Origin of the sequence: Serratia marcescens (assembly GCF_029846115.1) — a bacterium.
Taxonomy (GTDB): Bacteria; Pseudomonadota; Gammaproteobacteria; order Enterobacterales; family Enterobacteriaceae; genus Serratia; species Serratia marcescens_L.
In genome coordinates, this window is sequence record NZ_JARVZZ010000001.1 from 2966964 (window position 1) to 2989397 (window position 22434).

A 22434-nucleotide genomic window follows, 5' to 3' on the forward strand; every position below is an offset into this window, starting at 1 on the left:
GGCAGGCATCATAGGCTGTGTTGTACATCTGATATGAATGCATTAACGATGGCGGATTTTTCATCCTTACGATAGATGAAAAAAACCTCAGTTGCGTTATCGACGGCGGGGATCGGCCTGTAGGTGATGTTGGGCAGTTTGATTGAGGATAGCGAAGAGGGAACGATGGCGATGCCAAGGCCGGAGGCCACCATGCCGAGCACGCTTAATGTGCTGTCTAACCGATAGGCTACCTTGATGTCTTCTTCAATAATGGCGTTCAGGATACGAAGCTGGCCATCGTCTCCGCTGTTTTCCGAGTAGATGATAAAATCTCGCCCAGAGAGGTCTTCCTTTTTCAAGGCCTCTTTTTTCGCCAGATCGGAGTCTTCCTGAATCACGACGACCCAGTCAAATTTTTTTATGGGTATAAAGCCGAGCTCCGGTGGGATATTGAGATCCAGATTGGGGCAGTAGCTGACGTCGATATTTCCGTTGACGATCTCATCGATTTGTTTCCAGTATGACAGCTCTTTGGCGCGGAAGTTAACGCCGGGGTGCTCTGCTTTAAATCGATGAATATCGGCGGTGACTAATCCTGCCGCCACGGCATTGCCGACAAATCCGATGCGCACATTGCCATTCTCACCTTTCGCCGCCGCTTTGGTTTCGTCAAGCGTACTTTTTATTTTCTCATAAATATCCGGCGCGTTTTTTAAAAATACCTCTCCCACCTCAGTGAGTTCGACATTACGGTTGTTGCGAATAAAGAGTGGTGCACCAATCTCTTCTTCCAGCGCTTTTATCTGCATGCTGAAAGCCGACTGCGTAATATGAATGCGCTTGGCCGCTTTGCCAAAATGTTTTTCTTCAACGAGGGCCAGGAATGCCTGGATATGGCGAAAATTCATGGATTAGATTCCTGTATCAGTCGTTCAAAAAAATGAATTGGATATATGGTTTCCATGAAAATACCCTCTAATAGAGCTCGCGTTAAAGTGTAGGTTATTTCTGAAATGCGAGCTAGTCAACAACACTCAGCGTGTTGCTATATATTTCAACGATAAAATATATGCATAGTGGAGGCGCTAAATGAATTCATTAGCCAGAATCGACGTTCATACTCACCTGGTCCCGCCCTTTTGGGGCAGCGCGCTGCCGAACCACGGCGGCGATCCGTCCGGCTGGACCTTGCCAAAATGGACGGCGGACGATCATCTTCGCTATATGGACAAACAGCAAATAGCGACCAGCGTCCTATCGTTAACCGCGCCAAGCGTGGTTGGCTGGGAAGGTCAGGCTCGCCGCGATATGGCCAGGAAAGTCAATGAATATACGGCGGATCTGGTGGCGAAATACCCCACGCGGTTTGGTCACTTTGCGACCGTGCCGTTGCCGGACGTTGAGGGGGCGGTGCGTGAAGTTGAGTATGCACTGGATGTGCTGAAAGCCGATGGCGTGGTGTTATTAACCAATTATGAAGGGGTCTATTTAGGTGATAAAAAGTGGGCTCCGCTTTGGGCGGCGCTTAACCAACGCTCTGCCGTTGTTTTCATTCACCCTGGTCATCCCATCATGGATTTGCTGGATGGCGTTCCTGGCCCCTTGGTTGATTATCCGTTTGATACTACACGCAATGCCGTCCATATGGTGTTGAACGGCGTTATGGATAATTATCCTAACGTGAAAATTATTCTTTCGCATGCCGGCGGTTTCTTGCCTTATGCCGTTTTGCGTTTTACATTGCTGGCAGAGTCACTTAATCCAAATGGGCCGTCAGCTCAGGAATTGGACGGTAAATTTAAGCGCTTTTATTTTGATACCGCATTGTCTTCCGGCCCTAATGCATTCTCCAGCCTACTGGCGTTTGCGAATCATAATAATATTCTTTTCGGCAGCGATTATCCTTATGCGCCTGAGCCCGTCGCCGCTAAGTTTAATCATATTCTCGACGCCGAGACAAACCTGACCGATGCGCAGAAAGTAAACTTCAATCGGAATAACGGTCTCGCGCTTTTCCCGCGGTTAAATAAATAAAGGTTTCTGCTGGGATGATGCCGCATTGCTTTAAGCGCTGGCACGTTCCCTCCCGAAAATAAAAAATCCACGCAGAAGCGTGGATTTTTACGTTTCCGGCAGCCGAGAGAAACGTTGCGGGGAAGGGATTAGACGTTGAACAGGAAGTTCATCACGTCGCCGTCTTTGACGATGTAATCTTTACCTTCGGAACGCATTTTACCGGCTTCTTTGGCGCCTTGTTCACCCTTGTAGGTGATGAAGTCGTCGAAGGCGATGGTTTGCGCGCGGATAAAGCCTTTCTCGAAGTCGGTGTGGATCTTGCCGGCCGCCTGCGGGGCGGTGGCGCCGACCGGGATGGTCCAGGCACGCACTTCTTTCACGCCGGCGGTGAAGTAGGTCTGCAGGTTCAGCAGTTCATAACCGGCGCGGATCACGCGGTTCAGGCCCGGCTCTTCCAGGCCCAGTTCGGCCATGAACTCGTCGCGATCTTCGTCTTCCAGCTCGGCGATGTCGGATTCCACGGCGGCGCATACGGCAACCACCACGGAGCCTTCGGCGTCGGCGATTTTACGCACGGTGTCCAGGTACGGGTTGTTCTCGAAGCCGTCTTCGTTGACGTTGGCGATGTACATGGTCGGCTTCAGGGTCAGGAAGCTCAGGTATTTGATCGCCGCTTTGTCTTCGTCGCTCAGATCCAGCGCGCGCAGCATGCCGGCGTTTTCCAGGTGCGGCAGGCATTTCTCCAGCGCCGCCAGCTCGGCTTTGGCGTCTTTGTCGCCGCCTTTGGCTTTCTTCTGCACGCGGTGGATAGCGCGCTCGCAGGTGTCCAGGTCAGACAGCGCCAGCTCGGTGTTGATCACGTCGATGTCTTCGGCCGGATCGACCTTGTTGTTGACGTGAATGATGTTGTCGTTCTCGAAGCAGCGCACCACGTGGCCGATGGCTTCGGTTTCGCGGATGTTGGTCAGGAACTGGTTGCCCAGGCCTTCACCCTTGGACGCGCCTTTCACCAGGCCGGCGATGTCGACGAATTCCATGGTGGTCGGCAGAATGCGCTGCGGCTTGACGATCTCGGCCAGCTTATCCAGACGCGGATCGGGCATCGGCACCACACCGGTGTTCGGTTCAATGGTGCAGAACGGGAAGTTGGCTGCTTCAATGCCCGCTTTGGTCAACGCGTTGAACAGGGTGGATTTGCCTACGTTGGGCAGGCCGACGATACCGCATTTGAATCCCATGTTGTAATCACCTTAAATATCTTAACTATCAGCCGGTTAGATTTAATCGACTGCATAAAGGGCAAAATAATGCCGCCATTATACACGTAATGGGCGTTTATCTCGATCAGACTTGTTTGGCCGGGGCGAGCGCTGCGCGGGCGACCGGTTTTTGATTGAGATTTGGATCACATTTACCCATACTGGCTGTTCCGTTCAACCGACAGGAACCGCGCCGGATGTATTTCTTGCCTACGCCACCCTGAGCTGTACCCGCCTGCAGTCTGCCGCGCCTTGCGGTACTCCATACCCGCTACGCGGGGAGATGATGTCATCTGTCATAAGTGAATAATGCATGTTTAACCTGAGTAACGTCAGGATCGCGGACGTTAAAAATGAAGTCCTGGCGGGCTTTGTGGTGGCGGTTTCGATGATCCCCGAGGCGGTCGGCTTTTCGCTGGTCGCCGGTCTTTCGCCGATCGTCGGTTTGCATACCGCGTTTATTATCGGCCTGGTCACGGCGCTGTTCGGCGGCAAGCCTGGCATGGTTTCCGGCGCCGCCGGCTCCATTGTGGTGGTGCTGATGAGCCTGGCGGCGCAGTACGGCATGGGCTACGTGCTGTGGGCCACGCTGTTTGCCGGGGGGATCCAAATCCTGATCGGCGCCTTTCGGCTGGGCAAGTTCATTCGTCTGGTGCCGCTGCCGGCGATCCACGGCTTCGTCAATGGTCTGGCGATCGTCATCATGCTGGCGCAATTGAAGATGATCGCCGGGCAGGGGCCGCTGATGTACGGCCTGGTGGCGCTGGCGATTGCGGTGGTGGTGCTGTTCCCGCGCCTGACCAAAGCCATTCCGTCTTCGCTGGCGGCGCTGCTGGTGGTTTCGGCGTTGGCGATCGGTCTCAATCTGCACACGCTGCGGGTGGGCGATCTAGCGGACATTTCCGGCGCGCTGCCGCACTTCAGCCTGCCGACGGCACCGTTTACCCTGGAAATGGTGCGGGTGGTGCTGCCCTATGCGGTGGTGATCGCCCTGGTCGGTTTGATTGAATCGTTGCTGACTATGACGGTGCTGGATGAAATGGGCGGCAAGAAGGGGAACGGCAACCGCGAGAGTATCGCGCAGGGCGCCGGTAACGCGGTATGCGGCCTGTTCGGCTGCTTCGCCGGCTGCGCAATGATCGGCCAGTCGATCATCAACTTCACCTCGGGCGGGCGCGGGCGCCTCTCCGGCACGGTGGGCGCCATCCTGCTGATTCTGTTTGTGGTCAGCCTGTCGCGCTATATCGGCCTGCTGCCGGTGGCGGCGCTGGCCGGGGTGATGCTGGTGGTGTGTTACAACACCTTCGAGTGGAGTTCGCTGCGCCGTTTGCGCCGTATGCCGAAGGCGGACGCGCTGGTGATGGTCGCCGTCACGCTGATCACCATCTTTACCGATCTGGCGGTGGCGGTGATCAGCGGGGTGATTATCTCGGCGCTGGTGTTCGCTTGGCAGCAGGCGCGCATCCGCGTGCGTCAGCGTCAGGTAACGAGCGACGTGGCGGTGTATCGGCTCGATGGCCCGCTGTTCTTCGGCTCTGCCGCCGCTTTCGCCGAGCTGTTCGACCCGCAGAGCGATCCGCAGAACGTGGTGCTGGATTTTGCCGGCACCCGGGTGATGGATTCCAGCGGCGTAGAGGCGATCGATAAGCTGACGGCGCGTTACCTGGCGGCGGGAAAAAGCATTCGCCTGCGCCACCTGAGCGGTGACTGCGTGCGTTTACTTAAGCGCGCCGGGCCGTTCTGCAGCCATGAGCTGGACGATCCGCAATATTACGTGGCGGAAGAGGGGTTCGCCGCCGATGACCGCCGCGTGAGCGAGGAGACCTTCAACCCGCGCGGCTAGAAGCAGGCAGCGGGCAGGGCGCCCGCTGCGGCAAGGTTCAGGCCTGCGCCTTGAAGCTGTGCAGGCGCTGAACGGTTTTTTCCAGCCCGTCCTTCATCAGCATCTCGGTGCAGCGCAGCGACTCGTCGATCGCTTCGTCAATCATCTTCTGCTCGCTGACCGGCGGTTTGCCGAGCACGAAGCCCACTACCTTGTTCTTGTCACCCGGATGGCCGATGCCGATGCGCAGGCGGTAGAAGTTCGGGTTGTTGCCGAACTTGTTCTGGATGTCTTTCAGGCCGTTGTGGCCGCCGTTGCCGCCGCCGAGCTTGATTTTGGCCACGCCGGGCGGCAGATCCAGCTCGTCGTGCGCCACCAGGATCTCGTTCGGTTCGATGCGGTAGAAGTTGGCCATCGCCAGCACCGCTTTGCCGCTCAGGTTCATGAAGGTGGTCGGCACCAGCAGGCGCACGTCGTTGCCCGCGAGGTTCAAACGGGCGGTATAGCCGAAGAACTTGCTCTCTTCTTTCAACTGCTGATTGTGGCGCTGGGCCAGCAGATCGACGTACCAGGCGCCGGCGTTGTGGCGCGTCTGGGCGTATTCCGCGCCCGGGTTGGCCAGGCCGACTATCAATTTAATACTGCTCACTGGGAGATTCGCTATGATCAGGGTAATGGAAAGGGCGTTAGTTTACCTGCCGGGGCGGCGAATGACAAAACCCGATCTCCGCCGTCGCCCTCGGTAAGAAAGACGAATGATTCATTAGCTGAATAATTCAATTTGTCCGCTAATTTTCAGCGGCGTGTTAAGAAGTGTCAATAATTCTTTACCATTTGTGATCGCCTCCGCAATCCCCTTGCCGCAACAAGGACTATACTTAACTTATCAAAGTGGGTTAACAAGTTGCAGCGTTATCCCGGTTGGCACATGGCAATCATGGAGGTGGCATATGAAACGTAGAAGCGCGGACAGAATGGGCAACTTTTTTATGGGGCTGGGGTTGGTCGTGATGATCGGCGGCGTCGGATACTCCATTATTGCTGAAGTATCCCAGTTCAATTTACCGCAATTTTTCGCCCACGGCGCCATCATGAGTATCTTCGTCGGCGCGCTGTTGTGGCTGGTGGGCGCGCGTATCGGCGGCCGCGAGCAGGTGGCGGATCGCTACTGGTGGGTAAAACACTTTGATAAACGGTGCCGCAACGACCAACATCGTTCGTCGCATTGATTAAAAAATCAGAAGGGAAGCGGGAGCAGGGCAAGGGAATATCTGCCGTGCATTAAGGTTTGAGGTCATGTTGGACTACGAGTAGAAAACCCGTTGTTGCTCACGCACCAACGGGTTTTTCTTTTTCTGCTGTCGGGCTCGCTATCTTTCCGGCACGGTGGGCGCCGCACCGGAAAGACGACGAATCAATGCTCGAACATCGCAGAGATCGACTCTTCGTTGCTGATGCGGCGGATGGCTTCAGCCAGCATGCCGGACAGGGTCAGAGTGCGAACGTTTTTCAGTGCCTTGATTTCCGGCGACAGCGGAATGGTGTCGCAGACGATCACTTCATCAATCACCGAGTTCTTGATGTTGTCCACGGCGTTGCCGGAGAAGATCGGGTGCGTCGCGTAGGCGAATACGCGCTTGGCACCGCGTTCTTTCAACGCTTCAGCCGCTTTACACAAGGTACCACCGGTGTCGATCATGTCGTCGACCAGCACGCAGTCGCGGCCTGCCACGTCACCGATGATGTGCATCACCTGAGAAACGTTCGCGCGCGGGCGGCGTTTGTCGATGATGGCCATGTCGGTGTCGTTCAGCAGTTTGGCGATGGCGCGGGCACGCACTACGCCGCCGATGTCCGGGGAAACCACGATCGGGTTTTCCAGGTTCTGCTGCAGCATGTCTTCCAGCAGGATCGGGCTGCCGAACACGTTGTCTACCGGTACGTCGAAGAAGCCTTGAATCTGCTCAGCATGCAGATCCACCGTCAGAACGCGGTCAACCCCTACGCTGGAGAGGAAATCGGCAACCACCTTGGCGGTGATCGGCACACGCGCGGAACGCACACGGCGATCCTGGCGGGCATAGCCGAAGTAAGGGATAACGGCGGTAATACGACCTGCGGAGGCGCGACGCAGGGCGTCGACCATCACAACCAGTTCCATCAGGTTGTCGTTGGTCGGAGCACAGGTGGACTGGATGATGAAAATATCACCGCCGCGTACATTTTCGTTGATTTGCACGCTCACTTCGCCGTCGCTAAAACGACCTACAGCGGCGTCACCAAGGCTGGTGTACAAACGGTTGGCAATACGTTGTGCTAGTTCCGGGGTGGCGTTACCAGCAAAAAGCTTCATATCAGGCACGAGAAGAACCTCAGGCTTGCGTCCAGAGAAGATATTGTCATACGGCATCGCCAAGGGGCAGTCGGCGACGCCGGCGCAATATACATACGGGTATGTAAAACTAAAATTGAGACCGCAGGCAGCGCAGGGATAACAGGGCCAGGTGTGCATGACCCTGCGCAGCGAAACGTTGAGCTACGACTCAAACCGCCCGGAACGAATGCGATGTAGTGGGGAGACGTTAACGCCGCGCGCTACAAAACCACACAACCACTCCGGGGCTTGATTTAACACCTGACGGGCGGCGATTTCTGTGTCGAATTCAGCAAACACACAAGCACCTGTGCCAGTCAGGCGTGACGGGGCGTATTCTAACAGCCATGAAAGAAGCTGTTCAACCTCGCGAAAACGTTTTCTTGCGATCGGTTCGCAATCATTTGCGTACGGTGCCTGCAACAGCTCACTTAAGGAGCGAACCGGGGTGTCTCTTTTCAACTCGGGGTCGCCGAAGATAACCGGCGTCGGGATGCCGACGCCGGGATGCGCCACCAGATACCACTTTTCCTGCGGCTCGGCCGGCTGCAGGCGCTCGCCGATGCCTTCGGCGAAGGCGGCGCGGCCGCGCACGAACACCGGCACGTCGGCGCCGAGGCTGAGCCCCAGCTCGGCCAGTTGGTCGTCGCCAAGACCGCAGCGCCACAGTTCGTTGAGCGCCACCAGCACGGTGGCGGCGTTGGAGGAGCCACCGCCCAAGCCGCCGCCCATCGGCAGGCGCTTGTCGATGCTGATGTCGGCGCCGCGCGGTGCGGTCTGCAGGCCGCGTACATCGCAATAGCGCTGCAGCAAGCGGGCGGCGCGCACGATCAGGTTCTGCTCGTCCGGCACGCCGTCGACCGGCGTCAGCAGATGAATGCGGTCGTCCTGGCGCGGGTCAATGGTCAGGGTGTCGCCGTAGTCCAAAAACTGGAACAGCGTCTGCAGCAGGTGATAGCCGTCTTCACGACGGCCGGTGATGTACAGAAACAGGTTGAGTTTCGCGGGGGAGGGCCACTGGCGGATCATTTGAGCGTCCAGTTGTCCATTTTCAGCTTGATGCGCTGGTCGCCCTGCTGCAGCTCCAGGCGGTTCGGCAGCGTCGGCTGCACCTCGTTGCTGTAGCCCTGGTAATCCACTTTCCAGGTCTGTCCGCCTTGCTGGTAGGTCAGCTTGCTCAGGCGATATCGGTCATCCAACGCAAAATCGCTGGCTTCGCCCGGCAGGCCGAGCATCCATTGGCGCAGGTTGTTCAGCGGGATCGCCATGCCGGTCAGCTTGCGGATCATCTCTTCCGGATTGTCGCTGACGTAGCGTTTTCCCTGGTTGTCGGTCAACTGCACCACGTTTTTCTGCACGTTGAGATCCATTTCCGTGCTGCCCAGCGGGTTGGTCAACAGCAGACGGTAGCGCTCCGGCGAGAACTGCTGCCAGAAGAAGCGGGCGTAGACTTTTTTCTGATCAGACAAGTAGGCGAAGGAGCCGCGGGTCTGATAGGTGCTGAGCTGCTGCACCGCCTGCTCATGGGCGCGCCACTGCGGTGAGGTCGGGCTGGTGGCCGGGCCGGTCGGCTTGGTGGTGGTACAGGCGGCCAGCACCAGGCTGGCCAGCGGGATCAGACGGAGCAAACTAACTTTGCGTATTGGCATAACTTTCTCTTGTCCTTTTGTCCTTGCGGGCATGCGCGACGAAACCCGGATTCAGCGCTCACGCTAACGGGGCGGCGGCGGCGCGTCAATTTTTTGCTGCATCGCGTTGAATCTTGCCGCTTTTACAGGCGCACTGCCAACCCGGCACGCGCGTCGGGGTCGCCATTAAGCGTAACACAATCGCCTGAAGGCGGGGGAGGCGCGCCCGATAAGCGGTGCCGGAGTTGCGCAAACGCCGCCGTTGTGTCCGCCGAATAGCGTGCGCGTTATCGCAAACTGCGCTAAAATTTAAGCAATCGACCTACCCCATGACTATTTATCCTGCTGTATTTATTGCTTATTCATTAATTGATGTCATCTATGACAACGATTGAACGGAAGATGCGGTTGTTACTTTTATTGATCCCGCGCATCAAGTAGAATGCCGTTCAACGAGAACCCGTACCAAGATAAGTATTACTCGAAGCAATGACCCTGCTGGCGTTAGGTATAAATCACAAAACCGCTCCGGTTTCTCTGCGTGAAAGGGTGACCTTCTCGCCAGAGTCCATCGATGAGGCGCTGACCAGCTTGCTCCAACAACCGTTGGTGCAGGGCGGCGTCGTGTTGTCCACCTGCAACCGCACCGAGCTGTACCTCAGCGTAGAGCAGCAGGAACACATGCACGAACAACTGGTCGCCTGGCTGTGCGCCTACCACAACCTGCGCCCGGAAGAGGTGAAGAAAAGCCTTTACTGGCATCAGGGCAACGACGCGGTCAGCCATCTGATGCGCGTGGCCAGCGGGTTGGATTCACTGGTACTGGGTGAACCGCAGATCCTCGGCCAGGTGAAAAAGGCCTTCGCCGAGTCTCAACGCGGCCAGTCGCTGTCCGGCGAGCTGGAGCGGCTGTTCCAGAAATCCTTCTCCGTCGCCAAGCGTGTGCGTACCGAAACCGACATCGGCGCCAGCGCGGTCTCCGTGGCCTTCGCCGCCTGTACCCTGGCGCGCCAGATCTTCGAATCGCTGGCCGATCTCAACGTCTTGCTGGTGGGCGCCGGTGAAACCATCGAGCTGGTGGCGCGTCACCTGCGCGAACACAAAGTGCGGCACATGATCATCGCCAACCGCACCCGCGAGCGCGCACAGCTGCTGGCGGACGAGGTCGGCGCGGAAGTGATCACCCTGCCGGAGATCGACGAACGCCTGGCGGACGCCGACATCATCATCAGCTCCACCGCCAGCCCGCTGCCGATCATCGGCAAGGGGATGGTGGAGCGTGCGCTGAAGGCGCGCCGCAACCAGCCGATGCTGCTGGTGGATATCGCCGTACCGCGCGACATCGAGCCGGAGGTCGGCAAACTGGCCAACGCCTATCTGTACAGCGTGGACGATCTGCACGCCATCATTCAAAGCAACCTGGCGCAGCGCAAAGCGGCGGCGGTGCAGGCGGAGTCGATCGTGCAGCAGGAAAGCACCAACTTCATGGCCTGGTTGCGCTCGCAGGGCGCGGTGGAAACCATCCGCGACTACCGTTCGCAGGCCGACCAAATTCGCGCAGAGATGGAGGCCAAAGCGCTGGCCGCTATCGCGCAGGGCGCCAACGTGGAGCAGGTTATTCACGAGCTGGCCCATAAACTGACCAACCGTCTTATTCATGCCCCCACCAAATCCCTCCAGCAGGCCGCCGGCGACGGCGACGTGGAGCGGTTGCAGTTATTACGCGACAGCCTCGGGCTGGATCAGCATTAGTTTTCTCTATTAACAGGGTTTATTACCACGCATGAAGCCTTCTATTGTTGCCAAACTGGAAGCGTTACAAGAGCGCCATGAAGAAGTGCAGGCGCTGCTCGGCGATGCCGGCGTCATCGCCGACCAAGACCGGTTCCGCGCGCTGTCGCGAGAATACGCGCAGCTGACCGACGTCAGCCGCTGCTTCCTGGAATGGCGTCAGGTGCAGGAGGATCTGGAGACGGCGGAAATGATGCTGGACGATCCGGAAATGCGCGAGATGGCGCAGGACGAGCTGAAACAGGCGCGGGCGGCCAGCGAAGAACTGGAGCAGCAGCTGCAGGTGTTGCTGCTGCCGAAAGATCCGGACGATGAGCGCAGCTGCTTCCTCGAAGTGCGCGCCGGCACCGGCGGCGATGAGGCGGCGATCTTCGCCGGCGATCTGTTCCGCATGTACAGCCGCTATGCGGAAAGCCGCCGCTGGCGGGTCGAGGTGATGAGCGCCAACGAAGGCGAGCACGGCGGCTTTAAAGAAGTGATCGCCAAAGTCTCCGGCGACGGTGTATACGGTCAGCTGAAGTTTGAATCCGGCGGCCACCGCGTGCAGCGCGTGCCGGAAACCGAATCCCAGGGGCGCATCCACACCTCCGCCTGCACCGTGGCGGTGATGCCGGAAGTGCCGGAAGCCGAGCTGCCGGACATCAACCCGGGCGATCTGAAAATCGACACCTTCCGCTCCTCCGGCGCCGGCGGCCAGCACGTTAACACCACCGACTCGGCGATCCGCATCACCCACCTGCCGACCGGCATCGTGGTGGAGTGCCAGGACGAACGTTCACAGCACAAAAATAAAGCCAAGGCGATGTCGGTGCTGGGCGCGCGCATTCGCGCCGCCGAGATGGCCAAACGCCAGCAGGCCGAGGCGTCCACTCGCCGCAACCTGCTGGGCAGCGGCGATCGTTCTGACCGTAACCGCACCTACAACTTCCCGCAGGGGCGGGTGACCGACCACCGCATCAACCTGACGCTCTACCGCCTGGACGAGGTGATGGAAGGCAAACTGGACATGCTGATCCAGCCGATCGTGCAGGAGTATCAGGCCGATCAGCTGGCTGCGCTGTCCGCCGAGCAAGAGTGATGGACTATCAACACTGGCTGAAAGCCGCCGCCGCGCGTTTGACCCACAGCGACAGCGCCCGGCGCGACGCGGAAATCCTGTTGGGTTTCGTGACCGGCAAGGCCAGAACCTTCCTGATGGCGTTCGGGGAAACCCTGCTGACGCCGCCGCAGCAACAGCAGCTGGAGACGCTGCTGGCGCGCCGCGAACGCGGTGAGCCGGTGGCCTATCTGGTGGGTGAGCGCGAGTTTTGGTCGCTGCCGCTGTCGGTCTCGCCCGCAACGCTAATCCCACGCCCGGATACCGAATGCCTGGTGGAACTGGCGCTGGCGCGTCTGCCGCCGCAACCCTGCCACTTCCTCGATCTCGGCACCGGCACCGGCGCCATCGCGCTGGCGCTGGCCAGCGAGCGCCCGGATTGTTCAGCGATCGGCGTCGATGTGCAGCCGGAGGCGGTCGCGCTGGCGCAGCACAATGCGCGCAAGCTGAATATCGACAACGTCCGATTTTTACAGGGCAGCTGGTTTGCGCCGGTGGCGGGGCAACGCTTCGCGCTGATCGCCAGCAATCCGCCCTATATCGACGCCGCCGATCCGCATTTGTCGCAGGGTGACGTGCGCTTCGAGCCGGGCAGCGCGCTGGTCGCCGCCGATCATGGGCTGGCGGCTCTGGCCGCCATCGTGCGCCAGGCGCCGCACCATTTGCAGCCCCAGGGTTGGCTGCTGTTGGAACATGGCTGGCAGCAGGGCGAGAGCGTGCGCGCGTTGCTGCAGGCCGCCGGATTTTCCGCTGTCGCCACCCACCGTGATTACGGCGACAACGACCGCGTGACGCTCGGCCAATGGCCGGGATAAGCGCCCCTCATAATAACGACGCCCGGGCCATTTAAGGGAGCATCATGACTGCATACACCGCGTTGAAACATTTCCATTTGCTGACGGTCGCCATCAGTATTACCTTGTTTGTGCTGCGTTTCTACTGGCAGTGGCGCCGCTCGCCGATCATGGGCCGCCGCTGGGTCAAGGTCGCGCCGCACCTGAACGACACGCTGCTGTTCGTCAGCGGCATCGCGCTGGTGGTGACGTTCGGGTTTTATCCGCTGCTGGGTATGGACTCATGGCTGACCGAGAAGCTGTTTGGCGTTATTATCTATATCCTGCTTGGCTACGTCGCATTGGGCAAGAAGACCAAAAGTCAGCGGCTGCGAACCGTGGCGTTCGTGCTGGCGTTGGGCTGTCTGTATCTGATAATTAAACTTGCCACGACGAAAATACCGTTTCTGATGGGATACCTATGAGTAGCATTGCTGATTTTGAATTTAACGCCTCGCCGCTGAGCGAAGGGGTGATCCTGGTGTCGCAGTCGGTGCGGCGCGATTTTCCCGCTGCCGACGTGGAGCGCAAGCTGCAACAGCTGGTAGACGAAGCGCGCGCGGCGGTGCCGGTCGATATCACTCAGGAGCAGCAACTGGATGCGCTCATCGAGCTGTTCTACAAGACCTGGGGATTCGGCGGCGCCAGCGGCGTTTACCGCCTGTCGGACGCCATCTGGCTGGACAAGGTGCTGGAAGGGCGGCAGGGCACGCCGGTCTCGCTGGGCACCATTTTCCTGCACATCGCCAACGCGCTGGATCTGCCGCTGTTGCCGGTGATTTTCCCCACTCAGCTGATCCTGCGCGCCGACTGGCTGGACGAAGAGCTGTGGCTGATCAACCCGCTGAACGGCGAAACTCTGAGCGAACACCAGCTGGAAGTGTGGATCAAGGGCAATCTGGGGCTGGGCGCCGAGCTGGAAGACGACGATCTCGATGAGTCGGAGAACATCATGGTGGTGCGCAAGATGCTCGATACGCTGAAGGCCGCCCTGATGGAAGAAAAACAGCTGGAAATGGCGCTGCGCACCAGCGAAACGGTGCTGTGCTTCGATCCGGAAGACCCGTACGAGATCCGCGACCGCGGGCTGATTTACGCCCAGCTGGAGTGCAACCATATCGCGATTTCCGACCTCAACTATTTTGTCGAGCAGTGTCCTGAAGACCCGGTCAGCGAAGTGATCAAAGTACAGATCCACTCGATTGAGCCGAAACAGGTGACGCTGCATTAATTCAATGACTCCGTGCAGTTTTCAAGGCGACGGTTACAACCTTAACAAAGGCGAAAGCATGAAACAGAAAGTGGTTAGCATTGGCGATATCGACGTAGCAAACGATCTGCCGTTTGTGCTGTTTGGCGGTATGAACGTGCTGGAATCGCGCGATCTGGCGATGAGCATCTGCGAACACTACGTCACCGTGACGCAAAAACTGGGCATCCCTTACGTATTCAAAGCCTCTTTCGACAAGGCCAACCGTTCTTCCATCCACTCGTACCGCGGTCCGGGCCTGGAAGAAGGGATGAAGATCTTCGAAGAGCTGAAAAAAACCTTCGGCGTGAAAATCATCACCGACGTGCATGAAGCGGCGCAGGCGCAGCCGGTTTCCGAAGTGGTTGACGTGATCCAGCTGCCGGCCTTCCTGGCGCGCCAGACCGATCTGGTGGAAGCGATGGCGAAAACCGGCGCGGTGATCAACGTCAAGAAGCCGCAGTTCGTCAGCCCGGGGCAGATGGGCAACATCGTCGACAAGTTCAAAGAGGGCGGCAACGACCAGGTGATCCTGTGCGATCGCGGCAGCAACTTTGGCTATGACAACCTGGTGGTCGACATGCTGGGCATCAACGTGATGAAAAACGTGACCGGCGGCCATCCGGTGATCTTCGACGTGACCCACGCGCTGCAGACACGCGATCCGTTCGGCGCCGCGTCCGGCGGCCGCCGCGCTCAGGTGGCCGAGCTGGCGCGCGCCGGTATGGCGGTTGGCCTGGCCGGCCTGTTCCTCGAAGCGCACCCGGATCCGAAAAACGCCAAGTGCGACGGCCCGTCCGCGCTGCCGTTGGACAAGCTGGAGCCGTTCCTGGCGCAGATGAAAGCCATCGATGACCTGGTGAAGAGCTTCCCGGAGCTGGATACCAGCAACTAAGCGCTCGTCGCCATAAAAAAAAGCCCGACTTGTCGGGCTTTTTGACGTTTAGGTGCCGGTGGCCGCCAGCGCTTCCGGCAGCGTCGGGAAGAACTGCAAGCGGCCCTCGATCGGCTGCACCCGCGCGCGCGCCAGGGTTTTCAGCGGCTGGAACGGCACGTCGGTGATCACCAATTTCTTGTCCGCCGGCAGCACGTCGATAAAGCGCCGCAGGGCGCTCAGGCCGCCGGCGTCGAGCACCGGCACCGCATCCCACTGCAGCACGATCGTGTGATAACTTTCGCTGCGCGCCAACAGTTCGGTAAAGATGCGCTCGGCGGCGGCGAAGAACAGCGGGCCGTTCACCCGCAGCACCAAGCGGCCGCCGTCGGCGCTCAGCTCACTCAGCCGCGTCATGCGGGCGATGCGGCGCATAAACAGCAGCGATGCCAGCACGATACCCACGGTAATGGCGATCACCATATCGAACAGCACCGTCAGCGACATGCACAGCAGCAGCACCAGAATGTCGTCCTTCGGCGCCCGGCGCAGCAGGTAAATTACCTTGTGCGCCTCGCTCATGTTCCAGGCGACCATCAGCAGCAGCGCCGCCATCGCCGCCAGCGGCAGGTAAGAGAGCCACGGCGCCAAGACCAGCAGCGCCAACAGCACCAGCAGCGCGTGGATGATGGCGGACACCGGCGAGGTGGCGCCGGCGCGCACGTTGGCCGCCGAACGGGCAATCGCGGCGGTGGCGGTAATGCCGCCGAAGAACGGCGCGATGATGTTGCCCGCACCTTGGCCGAGCAGTTCGCTGTTCGAGTTGTGCTTCTTGCCGGTCATGCCGTCGAGCACCACGGCGCACAGCAGCGATTCGATCGCGCCGAGCATCGCCATCGAAAACGCCGCCGGCAGCAGGGCGGAAACGGTTTGCCAGCTCAGGGTGAACGGCTGCCCGCCGCCGCCCGGCAGATCCCAGGGCAGCAGCAGCTGTGGCAGGATCGGCGGAATGCCCTGGCCGCTGCTGCCATCGGCCAGCAGGTAGCTGAAGCGCGAGCCGATGGTTGCCACCGGGTGGTCAAACAGCGCCAGCAGCCCCATCAGCGCGGTGCCCGCCAGCAGCGCCGGCAGGTGGCCAGGCACCCGCAGGCCGAGCTTGGGCCAGAAGATCAGGATCAAGAGCGTCACCGCGCCGATCAGGGTATCGCCGAAATCCAGCGTCGGCAGCGCCTGCAGCAGGGCGTACAGCTTGCCAACGTAATTTTCCGGCGTGTGCGCCAGCTGCAGGCCGAAGAAATCCTTGATCTGCATGGTGGCGATGGTGATGGCGATGCCGGAGGTAAAGCCGAGCGTCACCGGCAGCGGAATGTACTCGATCAGCCGGCCAAAGCGCGCCAGCCCCATCAACAGCAGAAACACCCCGGAAATCAGCGTGGCGACCAGCAGGCCGGCCAGGCCGAACTGCTGCGAAACCGGATACAGGATCACCACGAAGGCGGCGGTGGGGCCGGAGACGCTGTAGCGCGAGCCGCCGCTGACGGCGATGACGATGCCGGCGATGGCGGCGGTGTACAGGCCGTACTGCGGCGGCACGCCGCTGGCGATCGCCAGCGCCATCGCCAGCGGGATGGCGATAATACCGACCGTCACCCCGGCGATAGCGTCTTTCAGCAACCGCGCCAGGCTATAAGGTTCCCGCCAGCAGGCGTCTATCAGCGCGCTGAAGGGGCGAATTTTGTTTATTTCATGCGTTTTCATCTACGGTGCGTACCAAATCTTCAAAAGTGAAAGGAATGGCGGGCCCGATGAGGTCCGTCTTGTCACGTGACAGATACCATACGCCTTTTGTTCAGCGGATTACCAGACCTGTGTCAATTTGGCGCAGGAAATCAGAGAGTCGCCCTTTTGTTTGGCGCTAAATACCGATAACAGATAAGTCAGCCGCAGATTCTGCGGCTGAAAAGGAAAGGAATAGTCGAGGTTTCAACGGCTAGTGGAGTTCGGGCAGGGATAAGCCGAGAAAATTCGCTAAAGTACTCACCAGCAGTTGGTGATCGTCCTTCTGCGGCGCACCGGAAATGCTGATGCTACCGACGCAGCCGAGGCCGGTTAGGGTGAGCGGGAAGGCGCCGCCGTGCACCGAATAGTCGCGCACGCTCAGCCCGTAGCGTTCCTCCAGCGACGTTTGTCGCTGCTGCAGGCGCAGGCCGATGGCGTAAGAGCTTTTGTGAAAATGGTTCACCAGATTGCGCTTGCGCCGCACCCAGTCGGCAATGTCCGGCGTGGCGCCCGGCATGGCGTAATAAAACAGCGTTTGCCCGGCCAGTTGGATCTCGATGGCGATGCTCAGGCCGCGCCGCTCGGCGGCGGTTTTCAGCGCCGCGCCCAGCTCCCAGGCGGTGGCGGCGTCAAAATGGGTAAAGGCCAGCGTCGCTTCCTGTTCGCTGAGCGCCTGCAGTTCATCGTCGATATTCATGCGGTTCTCCCCCGATAACACAAAGCACAGAGTAGCCTGAAGCGCGCATCGTGAGATAGACGGCTTGGCGATAAGATAGAACTGCTACTCTATTAATAGACTGTGTAAAATAGCCGCCGCCGAAGCGGAGACGACAGGGATACGTTATTCAACGTCTGCACATCAACCCCTGGCGATCCCGAGGAGCGCGCTGACTATTTATGACCTACATTGCGTCCATTCCCGCCATTTACAGCGACGCCTGCATCACCTACGCCACGCTGTCGGTAAGCTATTTCGTTCTCAGTAAAAACGCGCCGTTCTCCTACCGTTCTGCGCTGTGGAAGCGCGTCGTATTCGGCCTGTTGGCCGGGGTGGCGGTGCTCTATCTAAGCCAGGACCGGCTGGAGCTGACCGATAAGGTGCACTACAGCTTTGCGATGATCCCGATGATCCTGGTGACGTTCTTTGGCGGCGGCGTCAGCGGGCTGGTGAGCTTTTTGTTCGCCATGGCGCTGACCGGCGGTTTCACCGTCGATAACCTGTTTATCGCCTCAATCCTGGTGCCGCTGCTGCTGTCGCGAGTGTGGCTGAAGAAATCCCACTGGGTGTTTTATCTGACGATCGGCGCTATCGCGCTGTATCGAATCGCGGTGGTGTGGCTGCTGGTGGACATGAGCGGGCTGTGGCTGGACGTGTTGCTGTACCAGGCGATTTCCGCGCTCTGCCTGGCGATTTGCTACCATGCGCTGAATTTCAAAGAGCGCCACATCTACGCCTATTTCGCGATGCGCGCACGCGCCACCACCGACAGCCTGACCCATATCAACAACCGCGCCAGCGTCGATTATCACCTGATGCTGCAGCGCGCCGAACGCCGCCCGTGCGGGCTGATGATCCTCGATTTGGATGACTTCAAAAAGATCAACGACACCTACGGCCATCCGGCCGGCGACGTGCTGCTGGCCAGCGTCGGCCGGCTGTTGCAAAACAGCGTGCGCAACGAGGACTTTGTCGGGCGTTACGGCGGCGAGGAGTTTATGGTGATCACCGCCAGCTACGATCCGCAGGTCATCGGCGGGGTGGCGGAGCGTATTCGCAGCGCGGTGGCGAGTTCGACGTTCTTGCTGAACGCCCACGATGAAGCTCACATCACGCTGTCCATCGGCGTGTCGCTGTATCTGCCCGGCATGACGCTGGACAAGGCGATCGCCATGACCGACGAAGCGTTGTATGAGGCGAAGCGCAGCGGCAAAAACCGGGTGGTGACCAGCCGCGTAATGCAGCTGGCGCCGCTGGGTGCCGGTTTCACGCGCGAATAATCCGCCCCCGCCGTAAAGGCGAGAGGCGTTGACTCAGGCCGCCAGCGTGTGTTCGCGGAAGGCGTTCAGCAGCTCCTCGGTGAACGTCAGGCGTTTCTGGCGATCGGCCAGATCGAGCGTGAACTTCAGCTTGCTCGGGCCGTCCAGACGGTAAACCTGAGGATTGCCCTGCAACAGGCCGATCAGATAGCCGGGGTCGACGCGGTTGTTGTCGCCGAACTCGATAAAGCCGCCGCGCTCGTTGCTCTCGATGCGTTTGATGCCCAGCTTCTGCGCATGCAGGCGCAGCGCCGCGCACTGCAACAGGTTGCGCGCCGCGTCCGGCAACTGGCCGAAGCGGTCGATCAGCTCGACCTTCAGCTCATCCAGCTCGCCGTCGTGCTTCGCGCTGGCGATGCGCTTGTACAGCGATAGACGGGTATTGACGTCGGGAATGAAGTCTTCCGGCAACAGCGCCGGCATGCGCAGCTCCACTTCGGTCTGGCTGCTGGTGAGATCTTCCAGCGACGGTTCGCGGCCGTTTTTCAACGCATCGACGGCGCTTTCCAGCAACTCCATGTAGAGCGAGAAACCGACGGTGGTCATCTGGCCGCTCTGGTCTTCACCCAGCAGTTCGCCGGCGCCGCGGATCTCGAGATCGTGGGTCGCCAGCGCGAAACCGGCGCCGAGATCTTCCAGCGATGCGATGGCTTCGAGCCGTTTATGAGCGTCGGTGCCCATGGCTTTCGGGTTCGGCGTCAGCAGATAGGCGTAAGCCTGGTGGTGCGAACGCCCGACGCGGCCGCGCAACTGGTGCAGCTGCGCCAGGCCGAAGCGATCGGCGCGCTCGATGATGATGGTGTTGGCGCTGGGGATATCGATGCCGGTCTCGATGATGGTGGTGCACACCAGCACGTTGAAGCGCTGGTGGTGGAAATCGTTCATCACCCGTTCCAGATCGCGTTCGCGCATCTGGCCGTGGCCGATGGCGATGCGCGCTTCCGGCACCAACTCAGCCAGGCGCTGCGCCGCTTTCTCGATGTTTTCCACGTCGTTATAGAGGTAGTAAACCTGGCCGCCGCGCAACACTTCGCGCAGGATCGCTTCGCGCACCACCAGGCTGTCGTATTCGCGCACGAAGGTTTTCACCGCCAGGCGGCGTGCCGGCGGGGTGGCGATGATCGACAGATCGCGCATGCCGCTCATCGCCATGTTCAGGGTCCGCGGGATAGGCGTGGCGGTCAGCGTCAGGATATCGACGTCGGCGCGCATCGCCTTGATGCGTTCTTTATGGCGCACGCCGAAGCGGTGTTCTTCATCGACGATCAGCAGCCCCAGGTCTTTCCAGCGCAGATCGCTCTGCAAAAGCTTGTGGGTGCCGATGATGATATCCACCTTGCCTTCGGCCGCGTCGTCCAGCACCTGCTGCTGCTCTTTGGCGCTGCGGAAGCGCGACATCATCTCGATGCGGATCGGCCAGGTGGCGAAGCGATCGCGGAAGTTGTCGAAGTGCTGCTGTGCCAGCAGGGTGGTCGGCACCAGCACCGCTACCTGCTTGCCGTTTTCCACCGCCAGGAAGGCGGCGCGCATCGCCACTTCGGTTTTGCCGAAGCCGACGTCGCCGCACACCAGGCGATCCATCGCCAACGGCTGGCACATGTCGCTCAGCACCGCGTTGATCGCCTGTTCCTGATCCGGCGTGGTTTCGAACGGGAAGCTCTGGCAGAACAGCTGATACTGTTCGCGGTTGTGTTTGAAGGCGAAACCGGCCTTGGCGGCGCGCTGGGCGTAGATATCCAGCAGCTCGGCCGCCACGTCGCGCACCCGCTCGGCCGCTTTCTGCCGTGCGCGCGTCCAGGCGTCGCCGCCCAGTTTGTGCAAAGGAGCGTTTTCGTCTGCGCCGCCGGCGTAACGGCTGATCAGATGCAGCGAAGAAACCGGCACGTACAGCTTGTCCTCACCGGCGTAGGAGAGGATCAGGTACTCGGCCTTGATGCCGCCGGCCTCCAGCGTGGTCAGGCCGACGTAGCGGCCGACGCCGTGCTCCAGGTGCACCACCGGCTGGCCGGGATGCAGTTCCGCCAGGTTGCGGATCAGGGTATCGGTATTGATGGTGCGCCGGTTGTCCTGCCGGCGGCGGCTGACGCGTTCGCCGAGCAGATCGCTTTCGCAGATCAGCGCCCGCTGGCGCAGGCCGTCGAGGAAGCCGTGTTCAGCGGCGCCGACCATCATGTAACGGCCCGCCGTTTCCGCCTGATCGAGGCGCTGAATCAGCGCCGGCGCCAGCTTGATGCGGCCGAGCAGATCCTGCAGCGTTTCACGCCGCCCCTCGCTCTCGACGGAGAAAATCACGCTGCCATCGAAGCCTTCGATAAAGCGCCGCAGATTATCCAGCGGGGATTTATGCTGCGCCTGCACCGCCAAATCGGGCAGGGTATGGTAATCCAGATTGGTATTGCCGGCCTTGGCCGGCAGCTCATCGGTTTTCAGCGCGATGCGCGGCCAGGCCTTCAGCTCGCCGAACAGCGCGTCGACGCGCAGCCACAGCGTGTCCGGCGCCAGCAGCGGGCGCATCGGATCGACGCGGCGGCTTTCATAACGCTGATTGACGTCCTGCCAGAAGCGCTCGGCGGCGCCCTCCAGATCGCCGGTATTGACGATCAGCGTGTTGGCCGGCAGGTAGCTGAACAGCGACGGCAGCGGTTGGCTGAAGAACAGCGGCTGCCAGTATTCGATGCCGGCCGGCCAGGCGCTTTTGCTGACCTGCTGATAGATGTGCTCGGCGTCGCGACGCACCTCAAACTGCTCGCGCCACTGGCTGCGGAACAGCTCGATGGCGTTCTTGTCGGTGGGGAACTCGTGGGCCGGCAACAGATTGATGGCCTCGACTTCGCTCAGCGTGCGCTGGCTATCGACGTCGAAGATGCGCAGGCTGTCGATTTCGTCATCGAAGAAGTCGATGCGGTAAGGCTCATCGCTGCCCATCGGGTAAAGATCGAGCAACGCACCGCGGGTGGCGAATTCGCCGTGCTCCATCACCTGATCGACGCTGCGGTAGCCGGCCTGTTCCAGCTGCGCGCGCAGCTTGTCGCGCGACAGGCGCTGGCCTTTCTTCATCACCAGCGCGTGGCCGTGCAGGAACTCATGCGGGCAGACGCGCTGCATCAGGGTGTTGACCGGCAAAATGATCACGCCGCGCGCCATGGTCGGCAGGTGATACAGGCTCGACAAACGATCCGAGATGATTTCCTGATGCGGCGAGAAGCTGTCGTACGGCAGGGTTTCCCAGTCGGACAGCGTGGTCACCATCTGGTCGGTGAACTGCTGGATCTCGTCGCGCAGCCGCAGGGCGTTTTGCATGTCCGGCGCGATCAGCATCACCGGGCCTGGGTGGCGTTCGACGATCTCGGCGCACTCCACGGCGCAGGCCGCGCCGGTCAGTTGCCCCAGCTGGCGCAGATCGCCCGCGCGATCGGGCAGAGAATAACGGGGGGATGAAGAACGGTTACGGTTATCGGAAGTGCTCATTCAGGTATCTTTAATCAATGTGTTAGAGGGCGTCCCGGCACGGATAACCCTGCGCCTTTATGCTGTTTATAGTAGCCCAGCAGCCGGCAAACTGACACAGCAAAAAGCGCTGCCCATCGCTTTTTTGCCGGTTATTTAACCGGTTGACGCCGTCGATTTTTTACGGCGGCGGGTCAATATTGCGCTAATCTGCCGCCGTCGCGCTCCTCTGCGCCACGCAATAAAA

At 59.9% G+C, this 22434-nt stretch carries 19 protein-coding genes; 10 read left to right on the top strand and 9 right to left on the bottom strand.

Annotated features, from left to right (window positions below; translation table 11 throughout):
* Positions 1 to 8 precede the first annotated feature (8 nt).
* On the bottom strand, positions 9 to 890 hold the full coding sequence (locus tag QDT79_RS14005; RefSeq protein ID WP_063989581.1) for a LysR family transcriptional regulator: 882 nt from the start codon (positions 888 to 890) through the stop codon (positions 9 to 11).
* Between the two features lie 181 nt (positions 891 to 1071).
* Here QDT79_RS14005 and QDT79_RS14010 point away from each other — a divergent pair, with 181 nt between their 5' ends.
* Positions 1072 to 2016 (top strand): amidohydrolase family protein, encoded by a 945-nt coding sequence (locus QDT79_RS14010; protein WP_063989582.1) that lies wholly within the window; start codon positions 1072 to 1074, stop codon positions 2014 to 2016.
* A gap of 128 nt (positions 2017 to 2144) precedes the next feature.
* Here the strand turns inward: QDT79_RS14010 and ychF are convergent, their stop codons facing one another.
* Positions 2145 to 3236 (bottom strand): redox-regulated ATPase YchF, encoded by a 1092-nt coding sequence (gene ychF, locus QDT79_RS14015; RefSeq protein WP_049211448.1) that lies wholly within the window; start codon positions 3234 to 3236, stop codon positions 2145 to 2147.
* Positions 3237 to 3570: 334 nt separating this feature from the next.
* Here ychF and QDT79_RS14020 point away from each other — a divergent pair, with 334 nt between their 5' ends.
* Entirely contained in the window at positions 3571 to 5100 is a 1530-nt protein-coding gene (locus QDT79_RS14020) for a SulP family inorganic anion transporter (RefSeq protein WP_107226939.1), read from the top strand.
* Positions 5101 to 5137: 37 nt separating this feature from the next.
* Here the strand turns inward: QDT79_RS14020 and pth are convergent, their stop codons facing one another.
* Positions 5138 to 5728 carry an aminoacyl-tRNA hydrolase gene (gene pth / locus QDT79_RS14025; RefSeq protein WP_063989584.1) on the bottom strand — a complete coding sequence of 197 codons (591 nt, stop codon included), beginning with the start codon at positions 5726 to 5728 and terminating at the stop codon, positions 5138 to 5140.
* 301 nt (positions 5729 to 6029) lie between these two features.
* Between pth and ychH the strand changes: the two genes are divergently transcribed.
* Positions 6030 to 6308, top strand: coding sequence for a stress-induced protein YchH (gene ychH, locus QDT79_RS14030; protein WP_025302491.1), 279 nt, complete (start codon positions 6030 to 6032; stop codon positions 6306 to 6308).
* A gap of 185 nt (positions 6309 to 6493) precedes the next feature.
* On the opposite strand, the gene prs is transcribed toward ychH, so the two are convergent.
* The 3 genes from prs to lolB all read right to left on the bottom strand — a co-directional run bounded on the left by prs (position 6494) and on the right by lolB (position 9102).
* Positions 6494 to 7441 carry a ribose-phosphate diphosphokinase gene (gene prs, locus QDT79_RS14035; protein WP_004941061.1) on the bottom strand — a complete coding sequence of 316 codons (948 nt, stop codon included), beginning with the start codon at positions 7439 to 7441 and terminating at the stop codon, positions 6494 to 6496.
* A gap of 174 nt (positions 7442 to 7615) precedes the next feature.
* Complete coding sequence (gene ispE / locus QDT79_RS14040; protein ID WP_308316633.1) at positions 7616 to 8482, bottom strand: 4-(cytidine 5'-diphospho)-2-C-methyl-D-erythritol kinase; 867 nt, start codon at positions 8480 to 8482, stop codon at positions 7616 to 7618.
* Positions 8479 to 9102, bottom strand: coding sequence for a lipoprotein insertase outer membrane protein LolB (lolB, locus tag QDT79_RS14045; protein ID WP_063989586.1), 624 nt, complete (start codon positions 9100 to 9102; stop codon positions 8479 to 8481). The genes ispE and lolB overlap by 4 nt, the downstream gene beginning before the upstream one ends.
* 468 nt (positions 9103 to 9570) lie before the next feature.
* On the opposite strand from lolB, the gene hemA reads away from it, so the two are divergent.
* The 6 genes from hemA to kdsA are packed head-to-tail and all read left to right on the top strand — an operon-like array spanning position 9571 to position 14945.
* Positions 9571 to 10833, top strand: coding sequence for a glutamyl-tRNA reductase (hemA, locus tag QDT79_RS14050; RefSeq protein WP_033638164.1), 1263 nt, complete (start codon positions 9571 to 9573; stop codon positions 10831 to 10833).
* A 31-nt stretch (positions 10834 to 10864) separates the two neighbouring features.
* Positions 10865 to 11950, top strand: a complete 1086-nt coding sequence (prfA, locus tag QDT79_RS14055) for a peptide chain release factor 1 (RefSeq protein ID WP_063989587.1) — start codon at positions 10865 to 10867, stop codon at positions 11948 to 11950.
* Entirely contained in the window at positions 11950 to 12783 is an 834-nt protein-coding gene (gene prmC / locus QDT79_RS14060; protein ID WP_308316634.1) for a peptide chain release factor N(5)-glutamine methyltransferase, read from the top strand. The genes prfA and prmC overlap by 1 nt, the downstream gene beginning before the upstream one ends.
* A gap of 41 nt (positions 12784 to 12824) precedes the next feature.
* Positions 12825 to 13226, top strand: a complete 402-nt coding sequence (locus tag QDT79_RS14065; protein WP_170913124.1) for a SirB2 family protein — start codon at positions 12825 to 12827, stop codon at positions 13224 to 13226.
* Positions 13223 to 14032, top strand: coding sequence for an invasion regulator SirB1 (gene sirB1 / locus QDT79_RS14070; RefSeq protein WP_060424985.1), 810 nt, complete (start codon positions 13223 to 13225; stop codon positions 14030 to 14032). The genes QDT79_RS14065 and sirB1 overlap by 4 nt, the downstream gene beginning before the upstream one ends.
* A 58-nt stretch (positions 14033 to 14090) precedes the next feature.
* Positions 14091 to 14945: a 3-deoxy-8-phosphooctulonate synthase gene (gene kdsA / locus QDT79_RS14075; protein WP_038872048.1), complete on the top strand. Its 855-nt coding sequence runs from the start codon at positions 14091 to 14093 to the stop codon at positions 14943 to 14945.
* Between the two features lie 48 nt (positions 14946 to 14993).
* Here the strand turns inward: kdsA and dauA are convergent, their stop codons facing one another.
* Both dauA and QDT79_RS14085 read right to left on the bottom strand, forming a co-directional pair.
* Positions 14994 to 16682 carry a C4-dicarboxylic acid transporter DauA gene (gene dauA / locus QDT79_RS14080; protein WP_107226933.1) on the bottom strand — a complete coding sequence of 563 codons (1689 nt, stop codon included), beginning with the start codon at positions 16680 to 16682 and terminating at the stop codon, positions 14994 to 14996.
* 232 nt (positions 16683 to 16914) lie between these two features.
* Positions 16915 to 17400 (bottom strand): heme-degrading domain-containing protein, encoded by a 486-nt coding sequence (locus QDT79_RS14085; protein ID WP_063989590.1) that lies wholly within the window; start codon positions 17398 to 17400, stop codon positions 16915 to 16917.
* Between the two features lie 200 nt (positions 17401 to 17600).
* Between QDT79_RS14085 and QDT79_RS14090 the strand changes: the two genes are divergently transcribed.
* Positions 17601 to 18701: a GGDEF domain-containing protein gene (locus QDT79_RS14090; RefSeq protein ID WP_063989591.1), complete on the top strand. Its 1101-nt coding sequence runs from the start codon at positions 17601 to 17603 to the stop codon at positions 18699 to 18701.
* A gap of 33 nt (positions 18702 to 18734) precedes the next feature.
* On the opposite strand, the gene mfd is transcribed toward QDT79_RS14090, so the two are convergent.
* Positions 18735 to 22208, bottom strand: coding sequence for a transcription-repair coupling factor (mfd, locus tag QDT79_RS14095; RefSeq protein WP_308316635.1), 3474 nt, complete (start codon positions 22206 to 22208; stop codon positions 18735 to 18737).
* Positions 22209 to 22434 lie beyond the last annotated feature (226 nt).